At 32.0% G+C, this 22,102-nt stretch carries 27 protein-coding genes; 19 read left to right on the top strand and 8 right to left on the bottom strand.

The window, feature by feature from the left end; genetic code table 11:
* Positions 1-38: 38 nt before the first annotated feature.
* The 4 genes from HNP90_RS08635 to HNP90_RS08620 form a co-directional block, all read right to left on the bottom strand.
* Positions 39-1,118 (bottom strand): mechanosensitive ion channel family protein, encoded by a 1,080-nt coding sequence (locus HNP90_RS08635; protein ID WP_012068074.1) that lies wholly within the window; start codon positions 1,116-1,118, stop codon positions 39-41.
* Positions 1,119-1,778 carry a DUF432 domain-containing protein gene (locus HNP90_RS08630; protein ID WP_258558956.1) on the bottom strand — a complete coding sequence of 220 codons (660 nt, stop codon included), beginning with the start codon at positions 1,776-1,778 and terminating at the stop codon, positions 1,119-1,121.
* Positions 1,779-1,940: 162 nt separating this feature from the next.
* Positions 1,941-2,354: a CGGC domain-containing protein gene (locus HNP90_RS08625; protein ID WP_012068076.1), complete on the bottom strand. Its 414-nt coding sequence runs from the start codon at positions 2,352-2,354 to the stop codon at positions 1,941-1,943.
* A gap of 26 nt (positions 2,355-2,380) precedes the next feature.
* Positions 2,381-3,451 carry a DUF123 domain-containing protein gene (locus HNP90_RS08620; protein WP_012068077.1) on the bottom strand — a complete coding sequence of 357 codons (1,071 nt, stop codon included), beginning with the start codon at positions 3,449-3,451 and terminating at the stop codon, positions 2,381-2,383.
* Positions 3,452-3,542: 91 nt separating this feature from the next.
* On the opposite strand from HNP90_RS08620, the gene HNP90_RS08615 reads away from it, so the two are divergent.
* The 16 genes from HNP90_RS08615 (at position 3,543) to HNP90_RS08540 (ending at position 17,456) form a co-directional block, all read left to right on the top strand.
* Positions 3,543-4,154, top strand: coding sequence for a hypothetical protein (locus HNP90_RS08615; RefSeq protein ID WP_012068078.1), 612 nt, complete (start codon positions 3,543-3,545; stop codon positions 4,152-4,154).
* Between the two features lie 217 nt (positions 4,155-4,371).
* Entirely contained in the window at positions 4,372-4,668 is a 297-nt protein-coding gene (locus HNP90_RS08610) for a hypothetical protein (protein ID WP_048060469.1), read from the top strand.
* Between the two features lie 167 nt (positions 4,669-4,835).
* The gene (locus tag HNP90_RS08605; protein ID WP_012068080.1) at positions 4,836-5,828 is read left to right on the top strand and encodes a 3-isopropylmalate dehydrogenase; all 993 of its coding nucleotides are present in this window, start codon (positions 4,836-4,838) and stop codon (positions 5,826-5,828) included.
* A gap of 82 nt (positions 5,829-5,910) precedes the next feature.
* Positions 5,911-6,648, top strand: a complete 738-nt coding sequence (gene purC / locus HNP90_RS08600) for a phosphoribosylaminoimidazolesuccinocarboxamide synthase (protein WP_012068081.1) — start codon at positions 5,911-5,913, stop codon at positions 6,646-6,648.
* Between the two features lie 37 nt (positions 6,649-6,685).
* On the top strand, positions 6,686-7,327 hold the full coding sequence (gene serB, locus HNP90_RS08595) for a phosphoserine phosphatase SerB (protein ID WP_012068082.1): 642 nt from the start codon (positions 6,686-6,688) through the stop codon (positions 7,325-7,327).
* A gap of 125 nt (positions 7,328-7,452) precedes the next feature.
* Complete coding sequence (locus tag HNP90_RS08590) at positions 7,453-8,055, top strand: DUF7121 family protein (RefSeq protein WP_012068083.1); 603 nt, start codon at positions 7,453-7,455, stop codon at positions 8,053-8,055.
* 38 nt (positions 8,056-8,093) lie between these two features.
* Entirely contained in the window at positions 8,094-8,609 is a 516-nt protein-coding gene (locus HNP90_RS08585) for a chorismate--pyruvate lyase family protein (RefSeq protein ID WP_012068084.1), read from the top strand.
* A gap of 14 nt (positions 8,610-8,623) precedes the next feature.
* Positions 8,624-9,634: an AmmeMemoRadiSam system radical SAM enzyme gene (gene amrS, locus HNP90_RS08580; RefSeq protein WP_012068085.1), complete on the top strand. Its 1,011-nt coding sequence runs from the start codon at positions 8,624-8,626 to the stop codon at positions 9,632-9,634.
* 27 nt (positions 9,635-9,661) lie between these two features.
* On the top strand, positions 9,662-11,512 hold the full coding sequence (locus HNP90_RS08575) for a molybdopterin biosynthesis protein (RefSeq protein ID WP_012068086.1): 1,851 nt from the start codon (positions 9,662-9,664) through the stop codon (positions 11,510-11,512).
* Positions 11,513-11,615: 103 nt separating this feature from the next.
* Entirely contained in the window at positions 11,616-12,227 is a 612-nt protein-coding gene (locus HNP90_RS08570; RefSeq protein ID WP_081430743.1) for a TIGR00296 family protein, read from the top strand.
* 60 nt (positions 12,228-12,287) lie between these two features.
* Positions 12,288-13,583 carry a single-stranded-DNA-specific exonuclease RecJ gene (locus HNP90_RS08565; protein ID WP_012068088.1) on the top strand — a complete coding sequence of 432 codons (1,296 nt, stop codon included), beginning with the start codon at positions 12,288-12,290 and terminating at the stop codon, positions 13,581-13,583.
* 118 nt (positions 13,584-13,701) lie between these two features.
* Entirely contained in the window at positions 13,702-14,274 is a 573-nt protein-coding gene (gene hisB / locus HNP90_RS08560) for an imidazoleglycerol-phosphate dehydratase HisB (protein WP_012068089.1), read from the top strand.
* 9 nt (positions 14,275-14,283) lie between these two features.
* Positions 14,284-14,832 (top strand): CD3072 family TudS-related putative desulfidase, encoded by a 549-nt coding sequence (locus HNP90_RS08555; RefSeq protein ID WP_012068090.1) that lies wholly within the window; start codon positions 14,284-14,286, stop codon positions 14,830-14,832.
* 169 nt (positions 14,833-15,001) lie between these two features.
* Positions 15,002-15,796, top strand: coding sequence for an ABC transporter substrate-binding protein (locus HNP90_RS08550; RefSeq protein WP_012068091.1), 795 nt, complete (start codon positions 15,002-15,004; stop codon positions 15,794-15,796).
* Between the two features lie 34 nt (positions 15,797-15,830).
* Positions 15,831-16,490, top strand: coding sequence for an amino acid ABC transporter permease (locus HNP90_RS08545; protein WP_012068092.1), 660 nt, complete (start codon positions 15,831-15,833; stop codon positions 16,488-16,490).
* Between the two features lie 75 nt (positions 16,491-16,565).
* On the top strand, positions 16,566-17,456 hold the full coding sequence (locus HNP90_RS08540) for a DMT family transporter (protein ID WP_048060470.1): 891 nt from the start codon (positions 16,566-16,568) through the stop codon (positions 17,454-17,456).
* An 18-nt stretch (positions 17,457-17,474) separates the two neighbouring features.
* Here the strand turns inward: HNP90_RS08540 and argF are convergent, their stop codons facing one another.
* Positions 17,475-18,389 carry an ornithine carbamoyltransferase gene (gene argF, locus HNP90_RS08535; protein ID WP_012068094.1) on the bottom strand — a complete coding sequence of 305 codons (915 nt, stop codon included), beginning with the start codon at positions 18,387-18,389 and terminating at the stop codon, positions 17,475-17,477.
* 120 nt (positions 18,390-18,509) lie between these two features.
* Here argF and HNP90_RS08530 point away from each other — a divergent pair, with 120 nt between their 5' ends.
* Both HNP90_RS08530 and flaK read left to right on the top strand, forming a co-directional pair.
* Positions 18,510-19,112: a class I SAM-dependent methyltransferase gene (locus tag HNP90_RS08530; protein WP_012068095.1), complete on the top strand. Its 603-nt coding sequence runs from the start codon at positions 18,510-18,512 to the stop codon at positions 19,110-19,112.
* Positions 19,113-19,153: 41 nt separating this feature from the next.
* Entirely contained in the window at positions 19,154-19,846 is a 693-nt protein-coding gene (gene flaK, locus HNP90_RS08525) for a preflagellin peptidase FlaK (protein ID WP_012068096.1), read from the top strand.
* Here flaK and HNP90_RS08520 read toward each other — a convergent pair.
* From HNP90_RS08520 to HNP90_RS08510, 3 genes are read right to left on the bottom strand one after another with little or no spacing between them, the layout of a single operon-like run.
* Positions 19,843-20,685: a TatD family hydrolase gene (locus HNP90_RS08520; RefSeq protein ID WP_012068097.1), complete on the bottom strand. Its 843-nt coding sequence runs from the start codon at positions 20,683-20,685 to the stop codon at positions 19,843-19,845. The two genes, flaK and HNP90_RS08520, sit on opposite strands and share 4 nt — an antisense overlap.
* A gap of 1 nt (position 20,686) precedes the next feature.
* Entirely contained in the window at positions 20,687-21,100 is a 414-nt protein-coding gene (locus tag HNP90_RS08515) for a UPF0146 family protein (RefSeq protein WP_012068098.1), read from the bottom strand.
* An 11-nt stretch (positions 21,101-21,111) separates the two neighbouring features.
* The gene (locus tag HNP90_RS08510) at positions 21,112-21,408 is read right to left on the bottom strand and encodes a hypothetical protein (RefSeq protein WP_012068099.1); all 297 of its coding nucleotides are present in this window, start codon (positions 21,406-21,408) and stop codon (positions 21,112-21,114) included.
* Positions 21,409-21,529: 121 nt separating this feature from the next.
* Between HNP90_RS08510 and HNP90_RS08505 the strand changes: the two genes are divergently transcribed.
* A complete protein-coding gene (locus HNP90_RS08505) occupies positions 21,530-22,045 on the top strand; it encodes a DJ-1/PfpI/YhbO family deglycase/protease (protein WP_012068100.1) in 516 nt (171 codons plus the stop codon).
* Positions 22,046-22,102: the final 57 nt, after the last annotated feature.

Genomic DNA, 22,102 nt, shown 5'->3' with positions numbered 1-22,102 from the left:
TATTGGTAAAAATTACAATAGGTGATAATTAATTTTTATTATTTATTTTCATTAGATTCCCTATCAATTTTAATTTTAAGGTCTTGTGGGAACCATATGGTTCTCTGTGGGAATGGAATTTCTATTTTTTCCCCATCAAATTCTTTTTTAATGTTTTTAATAATTTCTCGTTTTACATCGTACCATTTTTCACTTGGAGCCCAAGCTTTTACCGAAATATCAACGCTACTGTTTCCAAGCCCTTTTACAAATATTTGGGGTTCCGGATCAACTAAAACGTAAGTCATATCTTCAAGCATGTTCCATATAAGTTCTATTGCACGGTCTGCATCTTCTTTGTATGCAATTCCAACTTCGATATCTACACGTCTTGCAGGGTATTTTTTGTTATTTATAATCTCTGAATTGAAGACTTTTTCATTAGGAATTCTAACTAATACTCCATCCCAGGTTCTAATTCTTGTTGACATCATTTTAATATCATTTACAATTCCAGAACTCGTTCCAATCTCTACTGAATCTCCAATTTTTAATGGTTTATCAAAATAAAGGAATATTCCAGAGATGAAGTTTGCAACAACGGTTTGGGATGCAAAACCCAAAATTATACCTGTAATTCCCCCTGCAACAAGAAGGGTTCCCAAACGGTCAGTAAGCCCCAACATCTGAAATACTATTCCAAATGCTATGATCATTACAGAATAGTGAAATAGGGTTGCTTTTAATCGATATTCCGCAAATTTTCCTTCTTGTGAACCTTTTAGTAATAAATACCTTTTAGAACGATTAGAAACTCGGTATGTGAAGTATAATAAAAGTATCGAGTAAATCAAAATTTTTAAGTCAAATCCGAATATTTGGTAGGTTACAAAACTTTCAATGACGTTTAATGCAATAACTACAAATATTGCAAGTACAAATGTCGAAATAAGTCCCGCAGTTTCTTCATTTATTATCCAAGTATGTTTTGTAGTTTCCGATAAAGTTTTAACCTGTTTTTCAATAAAATATGATAACAATAAACCGACAATAACTACTAAAATTAATTTTATTCCCAAATAATAGGACAATCCATAAAAAAAGTTGTTTTGTAAGAATTCGAGCACTTCTAAAATCATTTAAATTCTCCTCAAAAAACTTGATACTGGGGTTATATTCTTGGTTCCAATTAGCCCCGGTTTAGGTGATTTTGCAGTATTTATTAATTCAAAAGTTCCATTTTTTGTGAGATTTATGATTGTAGGGTAATATGCTTTATCTTCAGAATAGTACATTATGGTTTCCCAGATGGGAAATACCAACTTTTCAAAAGTTTTCCAGTCATTTGAACCATTACTAAGGATAAATTTTGTAATACAAAGAGAATCTGGTTCTTTTGTATATACTTCGCTTAAGTGGTATCTTGAAATATCGCCGATATCGACAGTTCCGTGAATCGTGTATTTTTCTTTTTGAGGTTTAATCAGGTCTAATTCCATCTCACCTAATTTTAATTCAATATCGCATATTGATTCAACGTAGCCTTTAAATGTATCCTTTGGTGGAACAACCACGGGTTCTTTAAATTTAACCGTTAAATAGTGAACACCGTATCCAATCGCAGGACTAGGTATAATTTTTAAGGAATAAGATGATTTTTTGATTAATTTTGAGGTATCTCCTCTGCTATATTTTAACAAACCATCAAGTTCTTCGATTTCAATTTCATGGTTTTCTATCAGAAATTTTTCCGGAAATAGTGGTCGGTAGCCAAACATGAATATAATATATGTTTTCAAAAGATTTATACTTTCCCTTACCTAAAACAAGGGCGTTATCTGATGATATGTTTTAAAAAACAAGATTGAATGTTATTGGTAAAAAAAGAGATTAAAAATGATATTATTTTTTGAAAATGGAGCTTTTAATTTATTTTAAATTTTTCATAATTAATATATTAATTATTGGTATTTTTTATAAATTCCTTTTTCTCGCAATTTTTCAGACTTTTTACTAAAGACACTTCCTTCAACGATATTTTCGTACCCTTTTTTATTTATAATCTGTTTTAGGTAGTTAATATTGGGGCATCTGTCGTAATGAGCATTATCTGTTGACATGCAGGATGAAAGGTGTATTTTAACTTCATCTTTTTCAACATCGGTATATTTTTTAAGCCATCTTGAAAAGTTTGCAAGTTTTGAACTTACTAATTTCCCACAGCACCCTCCGCAAGTAAAAGAAATGTATTTTGTATCTTTATTATAATTTTTAAACGCATCAGTTTTCTCATAAAATGCATTGGTGCATCTCATTCCGCTGCACCGGTTTTTAGCCATGTTGCATTGAATTATAACTACGTATTTTGTGTTCATGGTTTCCCCATATTTTTACGTTTAGTTCAGGGTTTAATGTAATATAAGTGACTTTTACACTTGCAGTCCGAGCATCCGAAAGATTCTACTGAATCGAAAACTAAATTAAATCTTTGTGAAACATCACATTCGAATCGTCCAAGAGTTACGTTTACTTCTTTTACATTTGAAAATTCAAGTAAATAATCAATATGCCATCTTTTTTTCTTATTTTCAGACAGATGTCTGTTTATCCTGTTGTAAAGGTTCATGCTGTCCCCCATTGCAGAACCAATGTAGAAGTAATCTCCTTTTTTAAATTTAATTTCCCTTTTTCCAACGAGAATGGTTCTTGGAGCGTTCATTTTTATTCTTAAGACGTAAGTACCTTTATCTTTTGGAATTTTGGTTTTTGGAGTCTTTTTAAAGTTAAAATCTTTATAAATTTTTTCGAGTTCTTTTAATGAATTGTAGTGCGGACAGATTTCTCGAATTTCGGAAAAACACTTATCGCATTTTGGAATCGGGCTGCATATTTCTTGCCCAAATACAACAAGCAGATTGTTAATTCTTTTCCAGTAATTTTTCGGAAGTTTTTTTCTAAGTTCCATTTCTGTGTCTTCAGGAAACTCGGTATTAACATAATTCCAGCGATTTGTAATTCTGTGAACGTGTGTATCAACACAGATTGCGTAATCATCAAATGCAAGGGTCATTACTAAGTTTGCAGTTTTTCGCCCTACTCCGGGAAGAGTTACAAGTTCTTCAATCGAGTTTGGAATTTTTGAATCATACTCTTCAAGTAATATTTTACCTAATTTTTTTAAATTTTTAGCCTTAGTTTTGTAAAATCCTGCAGGATGAACTAATTTTTCAAGTTCTTCTAAAGAAATGTCAGAAAGGTCTTTTGGACTTTTTACTTTTTTAAATAGCGCTTTTGATACTTTTGCAGTAGTTTCATCTTTAGTTCGCGCACTTATCACAGTAGAAACTAATATTTTAAAAGCCCGTTCATTTTCATTCGAATTTTTAGATATTTTGTCAACTACGGCATCTTTTTTTAAATTTTCGTCCAAGACGTCTAAAAATTTAATAAATGGGATATCAGTATTGTTCATAACTATCTCATCGGTTAATTTATATATTGTTTTTATTATAGTAACATTTAGAATGGATTTATTGGGGTTACTAACAATTTTGGGGTTTTTTATGATTAACCAAATCACTAAAGAATTAAGAGAACACATGCCCTTTACTGCACTAGGTGCTGTTTTTGGCATAATCTTGTTGATTATTTTTAATGGACTTTCTTTTAGTGAATCATATTCAATATTTTATACGCTCCATCCAATACATGTATTTTTAAGTGCATTTACCACAACTTCCATGTATAAATTACATAAAAGAAGTAGTTTTGGGGGTTTAAAAGGTTTTTTAGCACTATTTTTGATAGGTTATGTTGGATCTTTAATTATTGCAACTATAAGTGATTCGTTAATTCCCTATATTGGAGAAATTATTTTAGATTTACCAAATCGTGGAGCACATATTGGATTTATTGAAGAATTCTGGCTTGTAAACTCGTTAGCAGTAATTGGAATAGTTTTGGCATATTTTAAGCCGTTTACAAAAATACCACATTCAGGACATGTATTTTTAAGTACTGCAGCATCACTTTTTCATATAATAATGGCCTTAGGATCAGTATTGAGTATTTTGATGTATTTTGAAATATTTTTATTTTTATTTATTGCAGTATGGATTCCTTGCTGTACAAGCGACATTGTATTTCCGCTAATTTTTGTAAGTGAAAAAGATTAATCATTTCTTTGAATATTTTTAGTTTGGTAATGGTTATAAATTAAATTCCTTAAATGGTTAATTCACAGATATAAACATGCAATTGACTTAATTTTTTATTTTAAGATTATTTATATTTTTTTGGCCAGATTCATTTGTATTTAGTATATATATTTGGAAATTCAAAAGAGGTAGTTAATAATAAATCGTTTAATGATCACAACGTGCTTTAAAAGGGATGTCTTTGCCGTATTCTGACGAGGAATATTCAAAAATTAAGAAAAACATCAAGCATATTATAAATAATGGCCATAGTTCCGACGATGAATTTAAAAATCTCATTGGTATGGTATATGCTAGTATCAAGTTAAATAATCAAAAATGCACAACTAAGGTACTTGATACTCTTAAAACTAAATATAATCTAGATTTAATGGATGATATCGATAGATTTAGGACTTTTTACCATAAAAAAGTTCCAGAAATTAAAACAAAAGATGATTTAAAAGATTATATACGAAATAACCGCAAATAAGCTTTATTTTTTGTAAAATTTAATTTTTTATTTTTAATTATGAATAATGTCTGCTTTTTTATAACTTTAAAATTGATATTCGGCGTTAGATTTTAATATATCGATAATCAATATAGTTCCAAACGTCAACGTGAAACAAGGGTTTAACCCGTAAAGGTGATTTTGCAATGCATAAAATCTGTGTAATCGAAGGCGATGGAATCGGAAAAGAAGTGGTTCCTGCTGCTGTAGAAGTTTTAAAAGCTACTGGTGTTGAATTTGAATTTAACTACGCTTTAGCAGGCGATGAAGTATTTGAAAAAACCGGAGTGGCACTTCCAGAAGAAACAGTCAACGCTGCAAAAACTGCTGATGCAGTATTATTTGGTGCTGCTGGAGAAACTGCTGCGGATGTTATTGTAAAATTAAGAAAGATATTGGATACTTATGCAAATATTAGGCCTGTAAAATCATACAATGGAATAAACTGCCTTAAAACAGGTATTGATTACATAATCGTAAGAGAAAACACAGAAGGTCTCTACAAAGGAATAGAATCTGAAATTACCGAAGGAGTTACTGTAGCAACAAGAGTTATTACAAAAGAAGCTTCTGAGAGAATATTCAAATATGCATTTGAAATGGCAAAAGATAGGAAAAAACTGGGAATGGCTGGAAAAGTTACCTGCGCACACAAAGCAAATGTCTTAAAAATTACCGATGGATTATTTAAGAAAACATTTTACGAAGTTTCGAAAGATTACGTAGATATAAAAACTGAAGACTTTTACGTCGATGCAATGAACATGTACATAATTTCAAGACCTGAAACCTTCGATATTGTAGTTACCTCAAACTTATTTGGTGACATTTTATCAGATGGTGCAGTAGGAATGGTTGGGGGACTTGGAATGGCCCCATCAGGAAATGTTGGCGACGACCACGGCCTTTTCGAACCTATTCACGGTTCAGCTCCAGATATCGCTGGAAAAGGACTCGCAAACCCAACTGCAACAATCTTAACTGCGGTAATGATGTTGAGATATTTAAAAGAAAACGAAGCTGCCGACAGAGTTGAAAAAGCTCTCGAAGAAGTTTTAAGCCTTGGATTGACAACACCTGACCTTGGCGGTACACTTTCAACAAGTGAGATGGGTCAAGAAGTTGCAAAAAGGGTGTAACTGCACTATTAATATAAATGGGTAAAATCTTATTTTATTTTTTTATTATACTTAAATTTTATAATTCGCATCTGGTGAGATTATGTCATATGATATTTCAAAAATAACTGCAAATGAGCCAATTTATACTGGAAAAGCAAAATCAATCTACAAAATTGAAGAAAATGAAAAAGAAGTTTTGGTAGAATTTAGAGACGATATAACTGCTGGAAATGGCGCAAAACACGATGTAAAATCTGGAAAAGGATACTTAAACACTATAATTTCAAACGAACTTTTCAAAGTACTCGAAAAAAATAACGTTCCAACACACCTTATCGAGTATATCGAGCCAAACCACATGATTGCAAAGAACGTTAAAATAATTCCCCTGGAAGTAATTGTAAGAAACATTGCTGCAGGAAGTCTCTGCAAAAAATACCCATTTGAACAGGGACAGGTATTAAAAACAGCAGTTACACAGTACGATTACAAAAATGACGACTACGGAGACCCAATGCTAAATAATGAAATTGCAATTGAACTTGGTCTTGCAACAGAAGAAGAATTAGTCGAAATCAAAAAACTCGCTTTAAAAGTAAACGATGTTTTAAAAGCATTCTTCGACGAAAAAGGAATAATTTTAGTTGATTTCAAAATCGAAGTTGGAAAAACTGCAGACGGCGAAATCGTAGTTGCTGACGAAATTAGCCCTGATACAATGAGACTTTGGGATAAAGAAACAAAAGATGTTCTTGACAAGGATGTATTTAGAAAAGACTTAGGCGATGTTTTAGAAAAATACAAAATCGTTGCTGAAAGAATCGGATGTTTAAAATAAATTATTTTTATTTTTCTTTTACCAAATTGGTGGAATAATGACAAATAATTCAGTAAAAAAACTTATTTTATTTGATTTAGATAGCACACTTGCAGATTGCGAGGTAATTGACGAAATTGCAAAATTTGCAGGTGTTGAATCAGAAATTAAAAAAATAACTGAAGAAGCGATGAAAGGTAAAATAAACTTTGAAGAATCGCTAAAAAGACGGGTAAAATTTTTAAAAGGAATTCCTGTTGAGAAACTCTATAAATTTGCAGAAAATATTCCCATAATGACTGGTGCACCGGAATTAATTGGGGAACTTAAAAAACAAGGATATATTACAGCTCTTGTTAGTGGCGGATTTGATTTTGGGGCTGAACATGTTAAAAAAGTACTTAAACTTGATTACGCTTATTCAAATACTCTTTTATCTGAAAATGGAATTCTTACTGGTGAAGTCGTCGGCCCAGTAATGAGTGAGACTGCAAAAGGCGATATTTTAGAAGAAATTGCAGCAAATGAAAATATTTCTCTTGAAAACACAGTTGTAGTTGGGGATGGGGCAAACGACATAAGCATGTTTGAGCGAGCAGGCTTCAAAATAGCATTCTGCGCAAAAGAAATTTTGAGATCGAAGGCAGATATATGCATCGATAAAAAGGACTTAAAAGAAATATTGAACTACCTTAACTAACTTTTTTCGCTTTTTTTGACCTAAAACGGCTTTTTTAGAACTTTTTTGCTTTGTATCAAATAAAAATATTTATATAGCTTACAACAAAAATTTATAATATGTTAAATGGGGGTTCGGTGTTAAAAATGGATTACACTACAATAAAAACTAAACTTGACGAAATAAATACACAGATAAAAGATTTGTATGAAAATGCCAAAGAATTAAAAGAAATTAGGGACACAGCAAACGACGATGTCAAAAAATACAAAGATTTAAGGGAAGAAATCAATATAAATGTCAAAGATCAGATCGAAGAAATTAGGCTCTTAAAACAAAAAAGAGCAGACATGCTTGCTGAGTTTAAGTCAATGAAAATAAGTAAGTCATATCTTGCACAAAAGATAGAACAGATGGAAACCACTCTTCAGACAAAACCAATGTCAATGGATCAGGAAAAAGAACTGGTTCGAGAAATTGAATCTCACAGAAAGTTATACGACAAAGCAGTCGAATTAGAAGATTTAAACGAAACTATAAAGACAATGTCTGATGGAATTTCTGTACTTGTAAACCAATCTTCAGAAGAACATAAAAAAGTACTCAACAATGCAAGAGTAAGTGCTGAAAAACATCAAGAACTTTTGAAGACTTACGCTGAAATAAATGACTTAAAAGCAAAAGCTACCGAGTTATACGACAAATTGAAAGAAATGAAGATAAAAGAAATCGTTGAAGAAGAACTCTAATTTTATTTTAATTTATTGATACTTATTATGTGAAAATTATGAATGATAGTTATCTAAAGCCCTATATTGTCATAGGGGACCTTTCAAAAATACATGGGTTAAAAAACGAAGAAAAAATCCTTTTAGGAACCGACGGAAGTATTACAAACCTTTTGGAAATTCTTTTTGGTGAAGAGGTTGTTGTCGAAACACTATATCAGAAAATAATCGACAATGTAAACTACAGGGCAGTACTGCTCGAGGTAAATGGAATTCCCCTAATTTATGCAACTTCAGAAACACCGCTTGAAAGCATAGATGAGATACATATACGTGAAAAAATAAGAAACGACCTTCTTTCAGCAGATATCCCGATTGGAAAAATTTTAAAGATTCACAATTTAGAAACAAGGCGTGAAATCATCGAAATTGACGTAAAAGAAGTTCCAGATGAAGTTATAAGTAAATTGAATCCAAAACGAAGTAAAATTCCCCAAAGAACCTATAACATAATCCATAAAAACAAGGTAATAATGACGATAACCGAAATGTTTAATCTTGAAGATCACATTTAATCAGAAGTGATTTGATGTTAAAAGAAGCGCTTTTTTATGAAAAACTTGAAAATTGCAAGGTAAAATGTAACATATGTCCAAGACACTGTATAATTTCTTCTGGAAAAAGAGGAGTATGTGGTGTTCGAGAAAATATTGATTGCTCACTTTATGCAGTAAATTATGGAAAAATATGTGCAACAGCAGTTGATCCAATTGAAAAAAAACCTTTATTTAATTATCGGCCCGGTACAAGCGTTTTTTCAATAGCTACTGCAGGATGTAATTTTAAGTGTAAACACTGCCAGAACTGGGAAATAAGTCAGTCTTTACCTGAAGAAGTTCCTTTCAGTGAATTAACGCCTGAAGACGTTGTTGAACTTGCTAAAAATTACCTGTGCGAAGGAATTGCATATACTTACACCGAACCAACTATATTTTACGAATTTATGCAAGAAACAGCAAAACTGGCAAAGAAACACGATTTATTTAATGTAATGGTCACGAACGGGTACATTGAAAAGGAACCATTGAAAAAACTTGAAATAGATGCAATGAATATTGATATAAAAGGAAATAGTGAGTTTTATAAAAAAATATGCCTTGCAGAATTGGAACCTGTTCTTGAAACGTGTATTTTAGCAAAAAAACTCGGAATACACGTTGAAATTACAAATTTAATCGTTCCAACATATAATGATAATCCAAAAGATATTGAATTCATAATTAATTTTGTAAAAGATGAACTTGGGGTAGAAACTCCACTTCATTTTACTGCATTTTATCCACACTACAAACTAACATCTGTACCATCTACCAGCATGGATACAATTAAAAAATCAAGAGACATGGCGTTAAATGCAGGATTGCATTATGTTTATGCGGGAAACGTTCCATTTGGTGCAGGATACAACACTTACTGTCCGGAATGCAAATCTATTGTTGTAGACCGTTTTGGATATCAAAAACCAGAATTACATATTGATACATCATCAAAAACACCAAAATGTCCAAAATGTGGTAGAGACTTAGATTTAATACTTTAAATTATTTTTAATTATTTAGGTGATATTTTGAGATACCTAGAACTTTGCACAATTGAGCATGCCAAAGAAGTTGTAAAAACTCTTTTAGATGAATTAAGCACGGAAGAAGTAAGTCTTTTTGAACTTCCTGGAAGAATACTTGCAGAAGATATAGTTTCAAATGTAGACGTTCCTCCATTTGATCGTTCAAGGATGGATGGCTATGCGGTAAGAGCAAAAGATACTTATGAGGCAGAAGAAGATAAGCCCGTAACGCTTGAAATAATTGATAAAATACGTGCAGGAGGAAATTCTGAATTAGAATTAGTTTCAGGGCAGTGTATGGAGATTGCGACAGGAGCCCCTCTTCCGAAAGGTGCAGATGCGGTAGTTATGGTTGAATTTGCAGAAATTGAAGAAAATTCTGTAAAACTCTACAAAGCAGTTTCTCCTCATGAAAATATTCAGCCATGTGGAAACGATATAATGGTTGGAGAACTCATAATGAGAAAAAATACGGTTATTTCTCCAAGAGATATCGGTGCAATATCCGCAGTAGGTAAAAACAAGTTGAAAGTATTTAAAAATCCAAGTATTGGGCTTTTATCAACTGGAAATGAATTGATAAGTCCAGAAGATGAATTAGAACCATACAAAATTTACGACGTGAATACCTATACGATAGCATCATCCATTTTAGAAAAAGGCTGGAATTTTAATTTTTATGGAATTGTGCGAGATAATAAAGAAGATTTAATGGAAAAACTAAAGAAAGCAATGAATGAAGATGTAATTCTTTTAAGTGGTGGGACTTCTGCAGGGGTCGGTGATTTAACGAGCACTGCAATCGAAGAGCTTGGCGGGGAAATTTTGGTACATGGAATAAAAATAAAGCCCGGAAAACCAACAATTATCGGAAGAATTGGTAAAAAATTGGTTGTAGGCCTTCCAGGCTACCCAACATCATGTTTAACTATTTTTGATGTATTATTCAATGAAAAAGGAAAAACAATGCGGGCACAAGTTTATAATAGATATATGTCTGCTAAAGGAAGGGAAGAATACCTTCCAGTTTCGATAATTCGGGGAAAAGATGGTTACGGCGCATATCCTGTTTTAAAAGGAAGTGAGGCAATAACATCACTTGCATATGCTGATGGATATATTATAATTCCAGAAAACAGGGAAATTGTTGAAGATGAGATATTTGATGTTCATATGTTTGGTGATATTCGAATTGGACTTAATATTATTGGAAGCCACTGTGTTGGAATCGATAGGATTTTACGAAAAGGTCAAATTCTTGCAAGAACTGTAAATACTGGATCTCTTGGTGGAATAATGGCAGTAAAAAGAAAAGAAGCAGATCTTGCCGGAATTCACCTGTTAGACAATACTGGAGAATATAATATTTCATATCTAAAAAAATACAATGTAACTGATGCTGTTTTAGTCAGAGGTTATGTTCGTGAACAGGGTTTCATGTTTAAAAAGGAGCTTGGAATAAACTCAATGGAAGATTTGATCGAAAAAATTCGGGATTATAAAATAATTAATCGAAATAAAGGTTCTGGAACAAGAATACTCTTTGATAAATTTTTAAAAGAAAATAATATCGATAAAAATTCATTAAATGGGTACGATATCGAAGCAAAAACTCATTCCGCAGTTGGCGCAGCAGTTTCAATGGGTAAGGCCCAGATCGGCCTTGGAATAAGTACGATTTCTGACCATTATGGTTTAGAATTTCTCCCAATTGCGGATGAAAATTACGACCTTTTAATTCCTAAAGAAAAATTATACGACGAAGATATAATTAAATTCATAGAAACACTCAAAAAAGAAGAACTTCCGTTTAAAAAGTCAAAAGATACTGGAAAAATCATTTACGAATGCTAATTTTTATTTTTTTAAGATTTTAGATATATTTAAAAATTATCAATTAAATAAATTAATTAATGGAATTTATCATTTTTGGGATTATTATTTGGAGGGGTCTAAATTGAAATTAAATCTTGAAGAGGGGACTTTAATAATTAAATATGCTCGAAATATGCTCGAACAATATTTAAAAGGTGAAGAGCCGGATATTCAAAAGTATCCCGATAAATTTAACAATGTTTTAGGAATTTTTGTATCACTACATACGCATCCAGAACATGATTTAAGGGGATGCATTGGAATTCCTGAGCCTATAATGTCACTTATAGATGCAATAAAGGAAACATCGATAAGTGCTGCAGTCCATGACCCAAGATTTCAACCTTTGAAGCATGCAGAACTTAAAAACACGATAATTGAAGTTAGCGTTTTAACGACTCCTGAAGACGTTGAAGTTCAAGATCCAATGGAATATTTGGAAAAACTAAAGGTTGGAAGAGATGGGCTTATTATTGAATTTGGACCTTACCGGGGGCTACTACTTCCGCAGGTGGCTACAGAATATAACTGGGATACAAAACAGTTTTTATCGAACCTCTGTTTAAAAGCAGGACTTCCTGTAACGGCATGGATTGATTACGACGTTAAAATAAAGTCTTTTCAGGCACAAGTGTTCGAAGAGCTTATACCTGGTGGTCCAGTTGTTGAAAAATCAACATATACCGGATGTTAACCCATACTTTTTTAATTTTGGAAAATATATTAAATGTAAAACTGTTTTAATGTGATTTTCATGGATATACTGCCTATTGAAGATATTTCTAAATTTAATCAGATTACTGGAAAAATAAAAGAAAAAATTGAAAATTGTGATGGACTGATAAGAGTTGTCACCCATCACGATCCAGACGGGCTTACATCTGGTGCAATTGTGCTAAAAACACTTATTAGGTTAAATAAAAATGCACACATGACTATCTTGGAGCATTTATCAAAAGAATCTATCGAAGAGCTTGCAAAAGAAAACGATAAAATGTTTATATTTTGTGATATGGGGAGTGGCCAGATTGATTTGATGGATAAACTTGGATTTAACGCCGTAATTCTTGACCACCATCCTCCAGAAATTGCAGAAACTGAAATTGGAAATATTTTACAGTTAAATCCACACATTTTTGGAGCAAATGGTGCAAAAGAGATTTCTGCAAGCGGAGTATGTTATTTAATTGCAAGATTGTTTGAATATTATGATTTAGCGCCTATTGCAATTGTTGGAGCAATTGGAGACATGCAGCACTTGCCGTTTATAGGATTGAATAAGTATATACTAAATGAAGCAAGAAAATACCGTTATTTAAGCGTTATAAAAGATATCGTTTACAATTGCTATAATTTACCAATTTCAAGGTCCATATACTATTCAACTCAACCATATATTCGAGAATTAAGCAGTATTGATAAAATAAAAGAGATTCTTGAGGGATTAGAATTAAATCCTGAAAAAAAAGGAATGAGTGTAAATGAAGCAGAAAATTTGCTCAAATGTTTTGAAAAATTTAACAAAAATGACGAATTAATGGTTGATAGGTACGAAATAAATAATAAGATAAATGATGCATTTTACCTCTCAGAAGTTTTGAATGCTTGCGGCAGAAAAGAGATGACTGCAGTTGGAATTGGAATTTTGCTTGGAGATGACGAATGCATCAAACATGGTGAAAAACTGTACGTTGAATACAAAGAAGAACTAATTGAAGAGTTAAAAAACGTAAAATTAAATTCAATGGATAATATTGAATACTTTATCGGGGAAAAGGGAAAAACTGGAATAATTGCAGCATTAATGGTAAAAGATAAGCCCGTGCTTGGATTTAATGAACAGGGCGAAATTTATAAGGTTTCTTCAAGAGGGAGCAAGGAACTTGTCGAGTGCGGACTAACTCTTTCAGAAGCAATGGCAATTTCAAGAGAATTTGGTGGAGATGGTGGCGGACACAACATTGCATCAGGTGCAGCGATACAGAAAAATTATTTAAATGAATTTTTGGAAAAAGTTGATGAAATTGTCGGTAAACAGTTAAAACGGTAAATTTACTTAAAATATTTAATAATTTAGAAAAAATCTGCAACATTTAAAAGTAAGAATAATGATTAAAATATAAATAACGCGACGTAATATATTATTAGCCAAAAAATCAGGGGATATTATGAGAGCCTTCAAAGTAACAAGGGATACAAACGAAACGAAAATACACCTTGAACTCAATATTGACGGAACCGGAAAATATGCAATAACGACAGGGATTGCCTTTTTTGACCATGTTTTATCTTCATTTGCAAAACACGGAGCATTCGATTTAAAATTGGATGTTTTAGGAGATTTGGAAATTGATGATCACCACACCGTAGAAGATGTTGGAATTGTTCTTGGAAAAGCTTTTGAAAACATGGAAAAAAAGAACATCAAAAGATTTGGTTGGGCAATAATTCCAATGGACGAAGCAAAAGCATCAGTATCCGTTGATATTGGTGGAAGACCTTATGTTGTTGGGGATTACACTCCAAGCACTGAAAAAATAGGTAATTTTTCAACTGAAAATGTAGTACACTTCTTTGAATCGTTCTCAAACAATGCAAAAATAAACTTACACTTTGAAGTTACTGGTGAAAACGAACACCACAAAGTCGAAGCTCTCTTTAAAGCATTCGGGGTTGCAATGGACATGGCAACACAGATAGACGAAAGAAAAGGAATTGTTAGTACAAAAGGCGTAATTTAAGTTGATATAATGGATAGGAACAAGAAAATAGCACTTGTTGCACACTGTATTTTAAACTGCAATTCAAAAGTTGAAGGTCTTTCTGAGTATGGCGGTGCCTTAAGGGAAGTTATATGTTACCTGATGGACGAAGGTTTTGGAATTATCCAGTTACCCTGTCCTGAAATGGCAATTTACGGTATAAAAAGATGGGGACATGTTAAAGAGCAGTTTGATACCCCTCATTTTAGAAATGTAACTAGAAAACTAGTTCAACCGATTTTAGAACAGGTTCTTGATTATGTAAAAAACGGATACGAAGTATCTCTTTTGGTGGGGATTGACAAAAGCCCCAGTTGTGGAATAAACGAAACATGTTCTTCAAAAGAATGGGGCGGATATTCTAGCAATGGAAACATGGCCGAAAAACTTGAAAAATTAGAAATGGTTCCCGAAAAAGGAATATTTATGGATGAAATCCTAAAAATCCTCAAAGAAAATGAAATAGTAATTAACTGTACTGCAATAGATGAAGAAAATATTGAAGATTCTCTTAAACACTTAAAAAAATTTATTTAATCTTATTTTTACTTTTTTAAATTTTATCAATCCGTATTTTTTTATTTTATTTGTTATTAATAAATTTATAATATACTTTAACTATTAGATAATCTTTCAACAACTAATATATATTTTAATATCTATATTAAAGTGAATATTTCTAAACTGAATATTTGGAGTGGATTACATGAATAACAAACTTTTAATCCTTATTATCGGAATTATTGGAACAGTTTTAATGTCTTCAGGCTGTATTTCCAGTTCTGAAGCTCAAACTACAGATGACATTTCATGGAAAAATGTTGAAGAAAATGGCGTATTAAAAGTAGGTCTTTGTGCTGCTTGGCCGCCATTCGAATCAAGAAATGAAACAACTGGTGAAATCGAAGGTTTTGATGTAGATCTCGCAAAAGCACTCGGTGAAGAATTGGGTGTTGAAGTTGAAATTATCGATGCTGAATGGCAAGCACTTTTAGGCGGGCTTTCAAAAGGAGATTACGATACGTTAATCACTTGTATGTCCAAAAAAGAAGCATCTGTCGAAAATGTAGAAATGAGTGACGTTTACTACGAATTAAACGATGTAATTGTTGTAAGAAATGATAACAATGAAATTAACAGTGTTTCAGATTTATCTGGAAAAATAGTTGGTGTACAGCTTGGTTCAGGTAGTGAACAGGCAGTTGATGCACTTTCAGGAATACAAGAAATAAAAAGATATAATTACAATCCTGAAGCAATGATTGATCTTCAAAATAATAGGTCTGACGCAGTTGTTGTGGGATACACATACGCATTATCTGAAATTTCAAAATATCCTGATTTAAAAGTTCTCGATACCCCAGTAGCTTCTGCAGAAATTGTAATGGTTCAAAAAGAAGGTGCTGAAGAACTGACTGCTAAATTAAACGAAGCACTTTCAAACATAAAAGAAAATGGAAAGTACGATGAAATCCAAGACAAATGGTTAAGTTTAGAATAATTTTCTAAACTTTTAAACTAATTTTGGTGTTTTTATGAAATTTTACATTGTTTATAACAATATTCCTTTCATTATCGATGCTGTTTTTGTTACTCTTAAAATAACAATAATGTCGTTTTTATTGGCCGTTGTTATCGCGGTTTTAGTTGGTTCTATACGTGCAATGAATTTTTCAAAAACTTTAAATCTGATTTTAATGGCATACATTGAAGTTTTTAGGGGAACTCCTCTTTTAATTCAGCTTTTTTTCATATATTATGGTCTGCCATCAATTGGAATTGTAATGTCAAGTACGTTTGCAGCAGTTCTTGGACTTTCACTAAATGGCGGGGCATATATTTCAGAAATAATACGAGCTGCGATACAATCCGTTCCAGTAGGGCAGTTTGAGGCTGCAGAATCACTTGGAATGAGTAAAATTGAAAGTATGATATATATTGTACTTCCACAAGCTTTTAGAATAACTATTCCCCCACTCGTAAATTCATTTTCAGCAATTCTAAAAGAAAGTTCGTTGATATCGGTTCTTGCGATTACTGAACTTACGAGGATAGGACAGCTCATCTACACAAAAACATCGAGACCTTTTGAAATATATTTAACAATCGGGCTCATATATTTGGTATTGGTGTCAATAATCTCGATAATCTCGTGGAAAATTGAAAAAAAGTTAAATGGCGCATTTGAACGATAATTTATGTAACTTAGCAATATTTATATACCTAAAGCGATTTATCACTAGTTTCAAATGATATTCGCGAGTTATACAATGAACAAAGTAAAAGGAACTGCATATACAATGTATTCATCCGTTGCATTTGGTATAATGCCTTTTTTAACTAAATATGCATATGATGGTGGGGCAAATGCAGTTACCACATTAATGCTTCGTTTTTTGATTGCAGGATTAATTTTATATGTATTTTTAAAATTTAAAAAAATAAGCTTAAAAATTTCAAAACATAATTTTGTAGAAATTTTATTTTACGGTGCATTTTTGTACGCTTTAAACACAGTATTCCTTTACGAAGCGTATAATTCTATACCTACAGGAGTTGCAACAACATTACACTTTATCTATCCCGTAACCGTTACATTATTAATGATAAGCATTTTTAAAGAAAAAATGGGAATAAACAAGGCATTTGCACTTATTTTTTCATTTTTAGGAATGTACTGTTTAGTTGGTGGAAACTGTGCAGGTTTTGATATTTATGGGGTATTGCTTGCAGCAGGATCCGGCTTGGTTTATGCAGGATACATCGTTTCTGCTGGAAAATGTAAATATTCGAAAATAGATTCGTATGTGACCATATTTTACTTATCAATTCTTTCATCAGTTTTACTTTTCATTTATGGCATATTTACGAACACTTTAACATTAAATATGGCATTTTCAAGCTATGCATCAATAGGGATTATTTCTATATTTTGCACAGTTTTAGCATTAATTGCATTTTTAGAAGGAATAAAATTGATAGGCCCATCAAATACGGCAATATTGAGCACATTAGAACCAATTGTAAGTATAATACTTGGTATAATTTTATTAAATGAATTAATGAGCGTTAAAATTGGGTTTGGGAGTATTTTAATTCTAATGTCTGTAATAATCGTTACAGTCGAAAAAAGTAAATTTCCTAAATCTATTGAAAATTAAAAAATAAAAGAAAATGATTTAGTGTTCAAAAATGTATTTTAAAACTGCTTTTTGAGCATGTAATCTGTTTTCAGCTTGATCGAACACTTTGGACTGTTTTCCATCAATTACTTCATCAGTAATTTCCAATCCTCTATTTGCAGGAAGGCAGTGGAGTACTATTGCATCTTCTTTTGCTTTTGATAAAAGTTCAGCATTTATCTGGAATTTAGGGAATATTTTTAAGATTTCATCCAAATTTTTATTTTTGTCACTCATACTGATCCATACGTCCGTATAAAGTACATCTGCATCTTTTGCAGCGATTTCTGGATCGTCAGTTAAAGTTAAACTTCCTTCCCCGTACTTTGCAATTATTTCGAGGGCTTTTTTAACGAAAAGTCCGCTTGGTTCATAGCTTCTAGGGGTTGCAATAACAACATCCATTCCTAAAATTGCACCCGCAATCATTAATGAGTTTGACACGTTGTTTCCATCTCCAAAGTAAGCTAATTTAAGTCCTTTGAAGTTTTTTCCGTTTTCTTTCATCGTAAGTAAGTCTGCTAAAATCTGGCAAGGGTGTGCAAGATCGCAAAGTGCATTGATTACTGGAACACTGCCGTACTCTGCAAGATCTTCAAGTGTTTTGTGGCTTTTGACTCTAGCAACGATTGCATCAACAAATCTGCTCATAACTCTTGCGGTATCAGCAATGCTTTCTTTTTTTCCAAGGTGGATTTCTCCTTCATTCATCATCAAGGAGTGCCCTCCAAGTTCATGTACTGCAAGGTCAAAACTCATTCTGGTTCTTGTAGACGGGCTCTCAAAAATCAAGGCAATACTCTTGTTTTTCAAGATATCATGACCGTATCTATTTTTCTTAAAGTATTCGGCGTTTTCAATAATTTTTAAAACTTCTTCTCGCTCTAAATTCCAAAGTGTTAATAAATCCATAGTACCACCACTAAAAACATTAAAACAATCAAAAATACAATTGAAGATAAAATTTAATATACATCTTATATTTAAAATATTCCTAAATATTAGGTACGTACAATCAAGAGTTGAAATGTCATGCACTACTTTTCAGAAAATCCGGATTCAAAACATGACGAATCCACAGTTTCAGGTATACTTCGTGGAAAAAAATTTTCATTTAATACAGACAGAGGAGTTTTCTCTCCAAAAAAAATCGATAAGGGAACCATAATACTTGTCGAGGAATTGGAACTTTCAAAATCAGACGATGTTTTAGATGTTGGATGCGGATACGGAGTTATTGGAATTTCAATTGTCGACGAAGTTAATTCAGTTACAATGACTGATGTAAACAACCGTTCTGTTAGCCTCACAAGAAAAAATGTAAAATTAAATGGAAAATCCGAGAAAAACATCGAAGTTTTCCAAGGGGACTTGTATGAAAAAGTAAAAAATAAAAAATACAGTTTAATTATTTCAAATCCACCGATAAAAGCAGGAAAAGAGTTAATTCACAAAATTATTTCTGAAGGACACGATCTTTTAAATGAAAACGGATCGATCTGGGTAGTTATCCAAACAAAGCATGGTGCAAAATCACTTACCAAATTTATGGAAGAAATTTATGGAAATGTTGAAACAGTCACAATATCTGGCGGATACAGGGTTTTAAAATCATTAAAAACAGATAAAGAATAGTTTTAACATAATTTATATTTATTAAATTAAGGGGCGATAGTTTGATAGAATACGTTATCGGAGCACTGGGATTAATTATGGCATCAGTTATGGATTTCAGAAGTCGAGAAATTGAAGACTACATTTGGATTTTTTTAGCAGTATTTGGGGTTTTATTTGCGATTTATGCATCAATTACTTTTTCAGATTATTCAATTTTGATAAATTCAATTTCGGGGTTTGTAATCTGCTTTATTTTGGGATATATGATGTTTTTATCAGGAATTGGTGGCGGAGATGGAAAAATGCTAATCGGACTTGGTGCATTAGTTCCAAAATTCCAGATGCCAATTTACACGTCCCTTGGAACACTTTTAAACTTAAATTACATGCCCACTTTTCCGATAATGGTTTTTATAAATGGAATATTTTTCATGGTATTTTTGCCGTTTGTTATATTATTTAGAAATATTTTAAACGGCATAAAACCAAAAACTGGTAAAGAATTTATTTTAATGTTTTTTGGAGAAAAAATGAAAGTAAATGTTGCAAAAGAGCAAAAAAGACTGATAATGGGTCAAAACAACAAGATAAATTTTTTCCCAGCATCAGATGACGAAGATTTTTCAAAATATGTCGATGAAGAAGAATTATGGGTTACTCCACAGATTCCGCTTATAATTCCAATAACGCTTTCATATTTAGTAACTCCAATAATCGGGGACAGAATACTCGATCTTATAATTCCATTCTAAAATTCGATTTCAATTCCATACACTTTTTCTACGTTTTCTTTATGAATTTTAAAGCACTTTTCTTCATCAATTATTTCATTTTCAAGCAACTGTCTGGTTTTTCTTGGAACCGTTTTTATTCCAAGAACAACTCCAGGTCTTTTTAAGTCATCGATATAGTCAGTTTCCATCAAAAAACGGGTAGATTTTTCAATTGCAGTATCAACCGGTTTTGAAGCAACGATTGACGGAAAAATTCCAAATTCTTCACCTTCTAAAACCATGTCTGATGAGTGATGTTTTATAACTTTTTCTGGAGAAAGTTTCACAGATTTTGTCATTTCTGAAAATTCCTTAAACTGTTCTCTTGAGCAACTTTCCGCATGTATCTGCACTGCACAATCAATATCTTTTGCAATTTCCATTGAATAAGTCAGAATTTCATTTGAAACATCCCATATTTTTTCTTCAACTTCATAATGTGGCCTTCCAACTTCGCCAATTCCGATTAAATTGTCATTTTCTAAAACCAAATTTTTCGCGTAATCAAGTGCGTTTGTCATGTAATTTTTTGCAGTTTCAAGTTCGATTCCATTTTTAATCATTACCGTTAATTCTGCAGGGTGAACTCCTAAAATTCCAAATGCGATTACTCCATTTTCCCTTACTTTTTCGATTATTGAAACCATTTCATCCATTGGTTTAGTCAAATTGGTGCTAAATGCAGGTTTATTTGGTATAATCATCACCTTTCCGCCTGCATTTTTAAAAGTCTTTGTAACTTTTTCAGGACCGAGTCCATTTACTGGGTCGATATGGATGTGATTGTCGGTTATTGGAAGTTCTTTTAAAATATCCATTTTAATCCCTTTTCCACACGTAAATTGGTTTTCCATTGTAATTTACGAGTTTTAATTTTTCAATAGGCTCTTCGCCACTGAGTGCTTTTACAATCAAATCACAGTTTATTTTTTTTGCAATTTCTAAAATAAATGGTTGGAGGTCCCTTGGGGGCCTAAACGAGTAAATTAGTCCAACATTTTTATAAATTTCAAAATTTGGGTTAAATAAATCATCATAAAATGCATTTAGGCCGTTTTTTTCTGCATCTAAAACTGCATTTTTGTTTATATCAATAACAATCACATCAAAGCCGGAATCTTTTAACTTTTTAGCGTTATCGAAATAAAAGCCAATTCCAAGTTCTGCGATTTTTAACTCTTTATTTTTAATATCGCTATAATTTTCATCGATATATTTACAAATTGTATCCATTAATTATCCCTTTATTTGTAAAGTTCCTGAAATTCTTTATTTTTGATAATTCCAAGCGTTTCAAGTATCCAAAATATTGTTGCTGAAGGAATTGCATCTGTTCCAATTAAAATTTCTTCAACTCCACCAAAAATTCCTAAAAGTGAGGAATGGTATAAATTTCTAATAATTAATGCGTATACTGGCGCCCATACTAAATCTCCAGATTCTCCAAGTCCTGGAATTAAATATGTGGTCATACCAACGATATCTAGGGCAATAGAAATTATTAATTTTTTGAAATCGGGTTTTATCGAATTAATGTTCATTTTTTCACGAATGGTTCAAATATTGTACTTTTTAATAGTTAAATTGTATTTACATTATTTACGTTTTTATAAATTAAGATATATATGTTTAAATATCGAAAGCGAAGAAGGAGGGATTTTCGTGGCTATAGTAATGGTAATTGCACCAGAAAAATTTAGGGATGAAGAGCTTTTTGAACCTTTACAGGTATTTCAGAGTAAAAATATCGCTACACAGGTAGTTTCAACTAAAATTGGACAGCACAAGGGAGTTATGGGCAAAGTAATGACCACAACAAAAACAATTGAAGAAATAAATCCAAATGATTTCGATGCGATAGTTATTGTTGGAGGAGGAGGTTCAAGAGATTTTCTATGGAATAACGAAAAATTACTTGAACTTTTAAAAGAATTTAACAAACAAGGGAAGATTACTGCTGCAATATGTATTTCACCAGCAGTTCTTGCACAAGCAGGACTTTTAACTGGTAAAAAAGCAACAGTATATCCTGATGACGAATCTATTTCAGTTCTGCAACAGAATGGGGCGATTTACCTTGATGAAGCTGTAATTGTCGATGGAAAAGTAATTACTGGAAGAAACCCCGATGCTGCAAAAGAATTTGGATTAAAAATTGCAGAAGCGCTTGGAAAATAAGAATTTCTTTTTTTTAAATTTTATAAATCGAGATTAATCTTAATTAAAATTTACGTG

It is taken from the genome of Methanococcus maripaludis (genome assembly GCF_013760955.1).
Taxonomy (GTDB): domain Archaea; phylum AGJL01; class Methanococci; order Methanococcales; family Methanococcaceae; genus Methanococcus; species Methanococcus maripaludis_A.
Note: the sequence above shows the minus strand (reverse complement) of the source record. Positions and strands in the feature narration are given on the sequence as shown.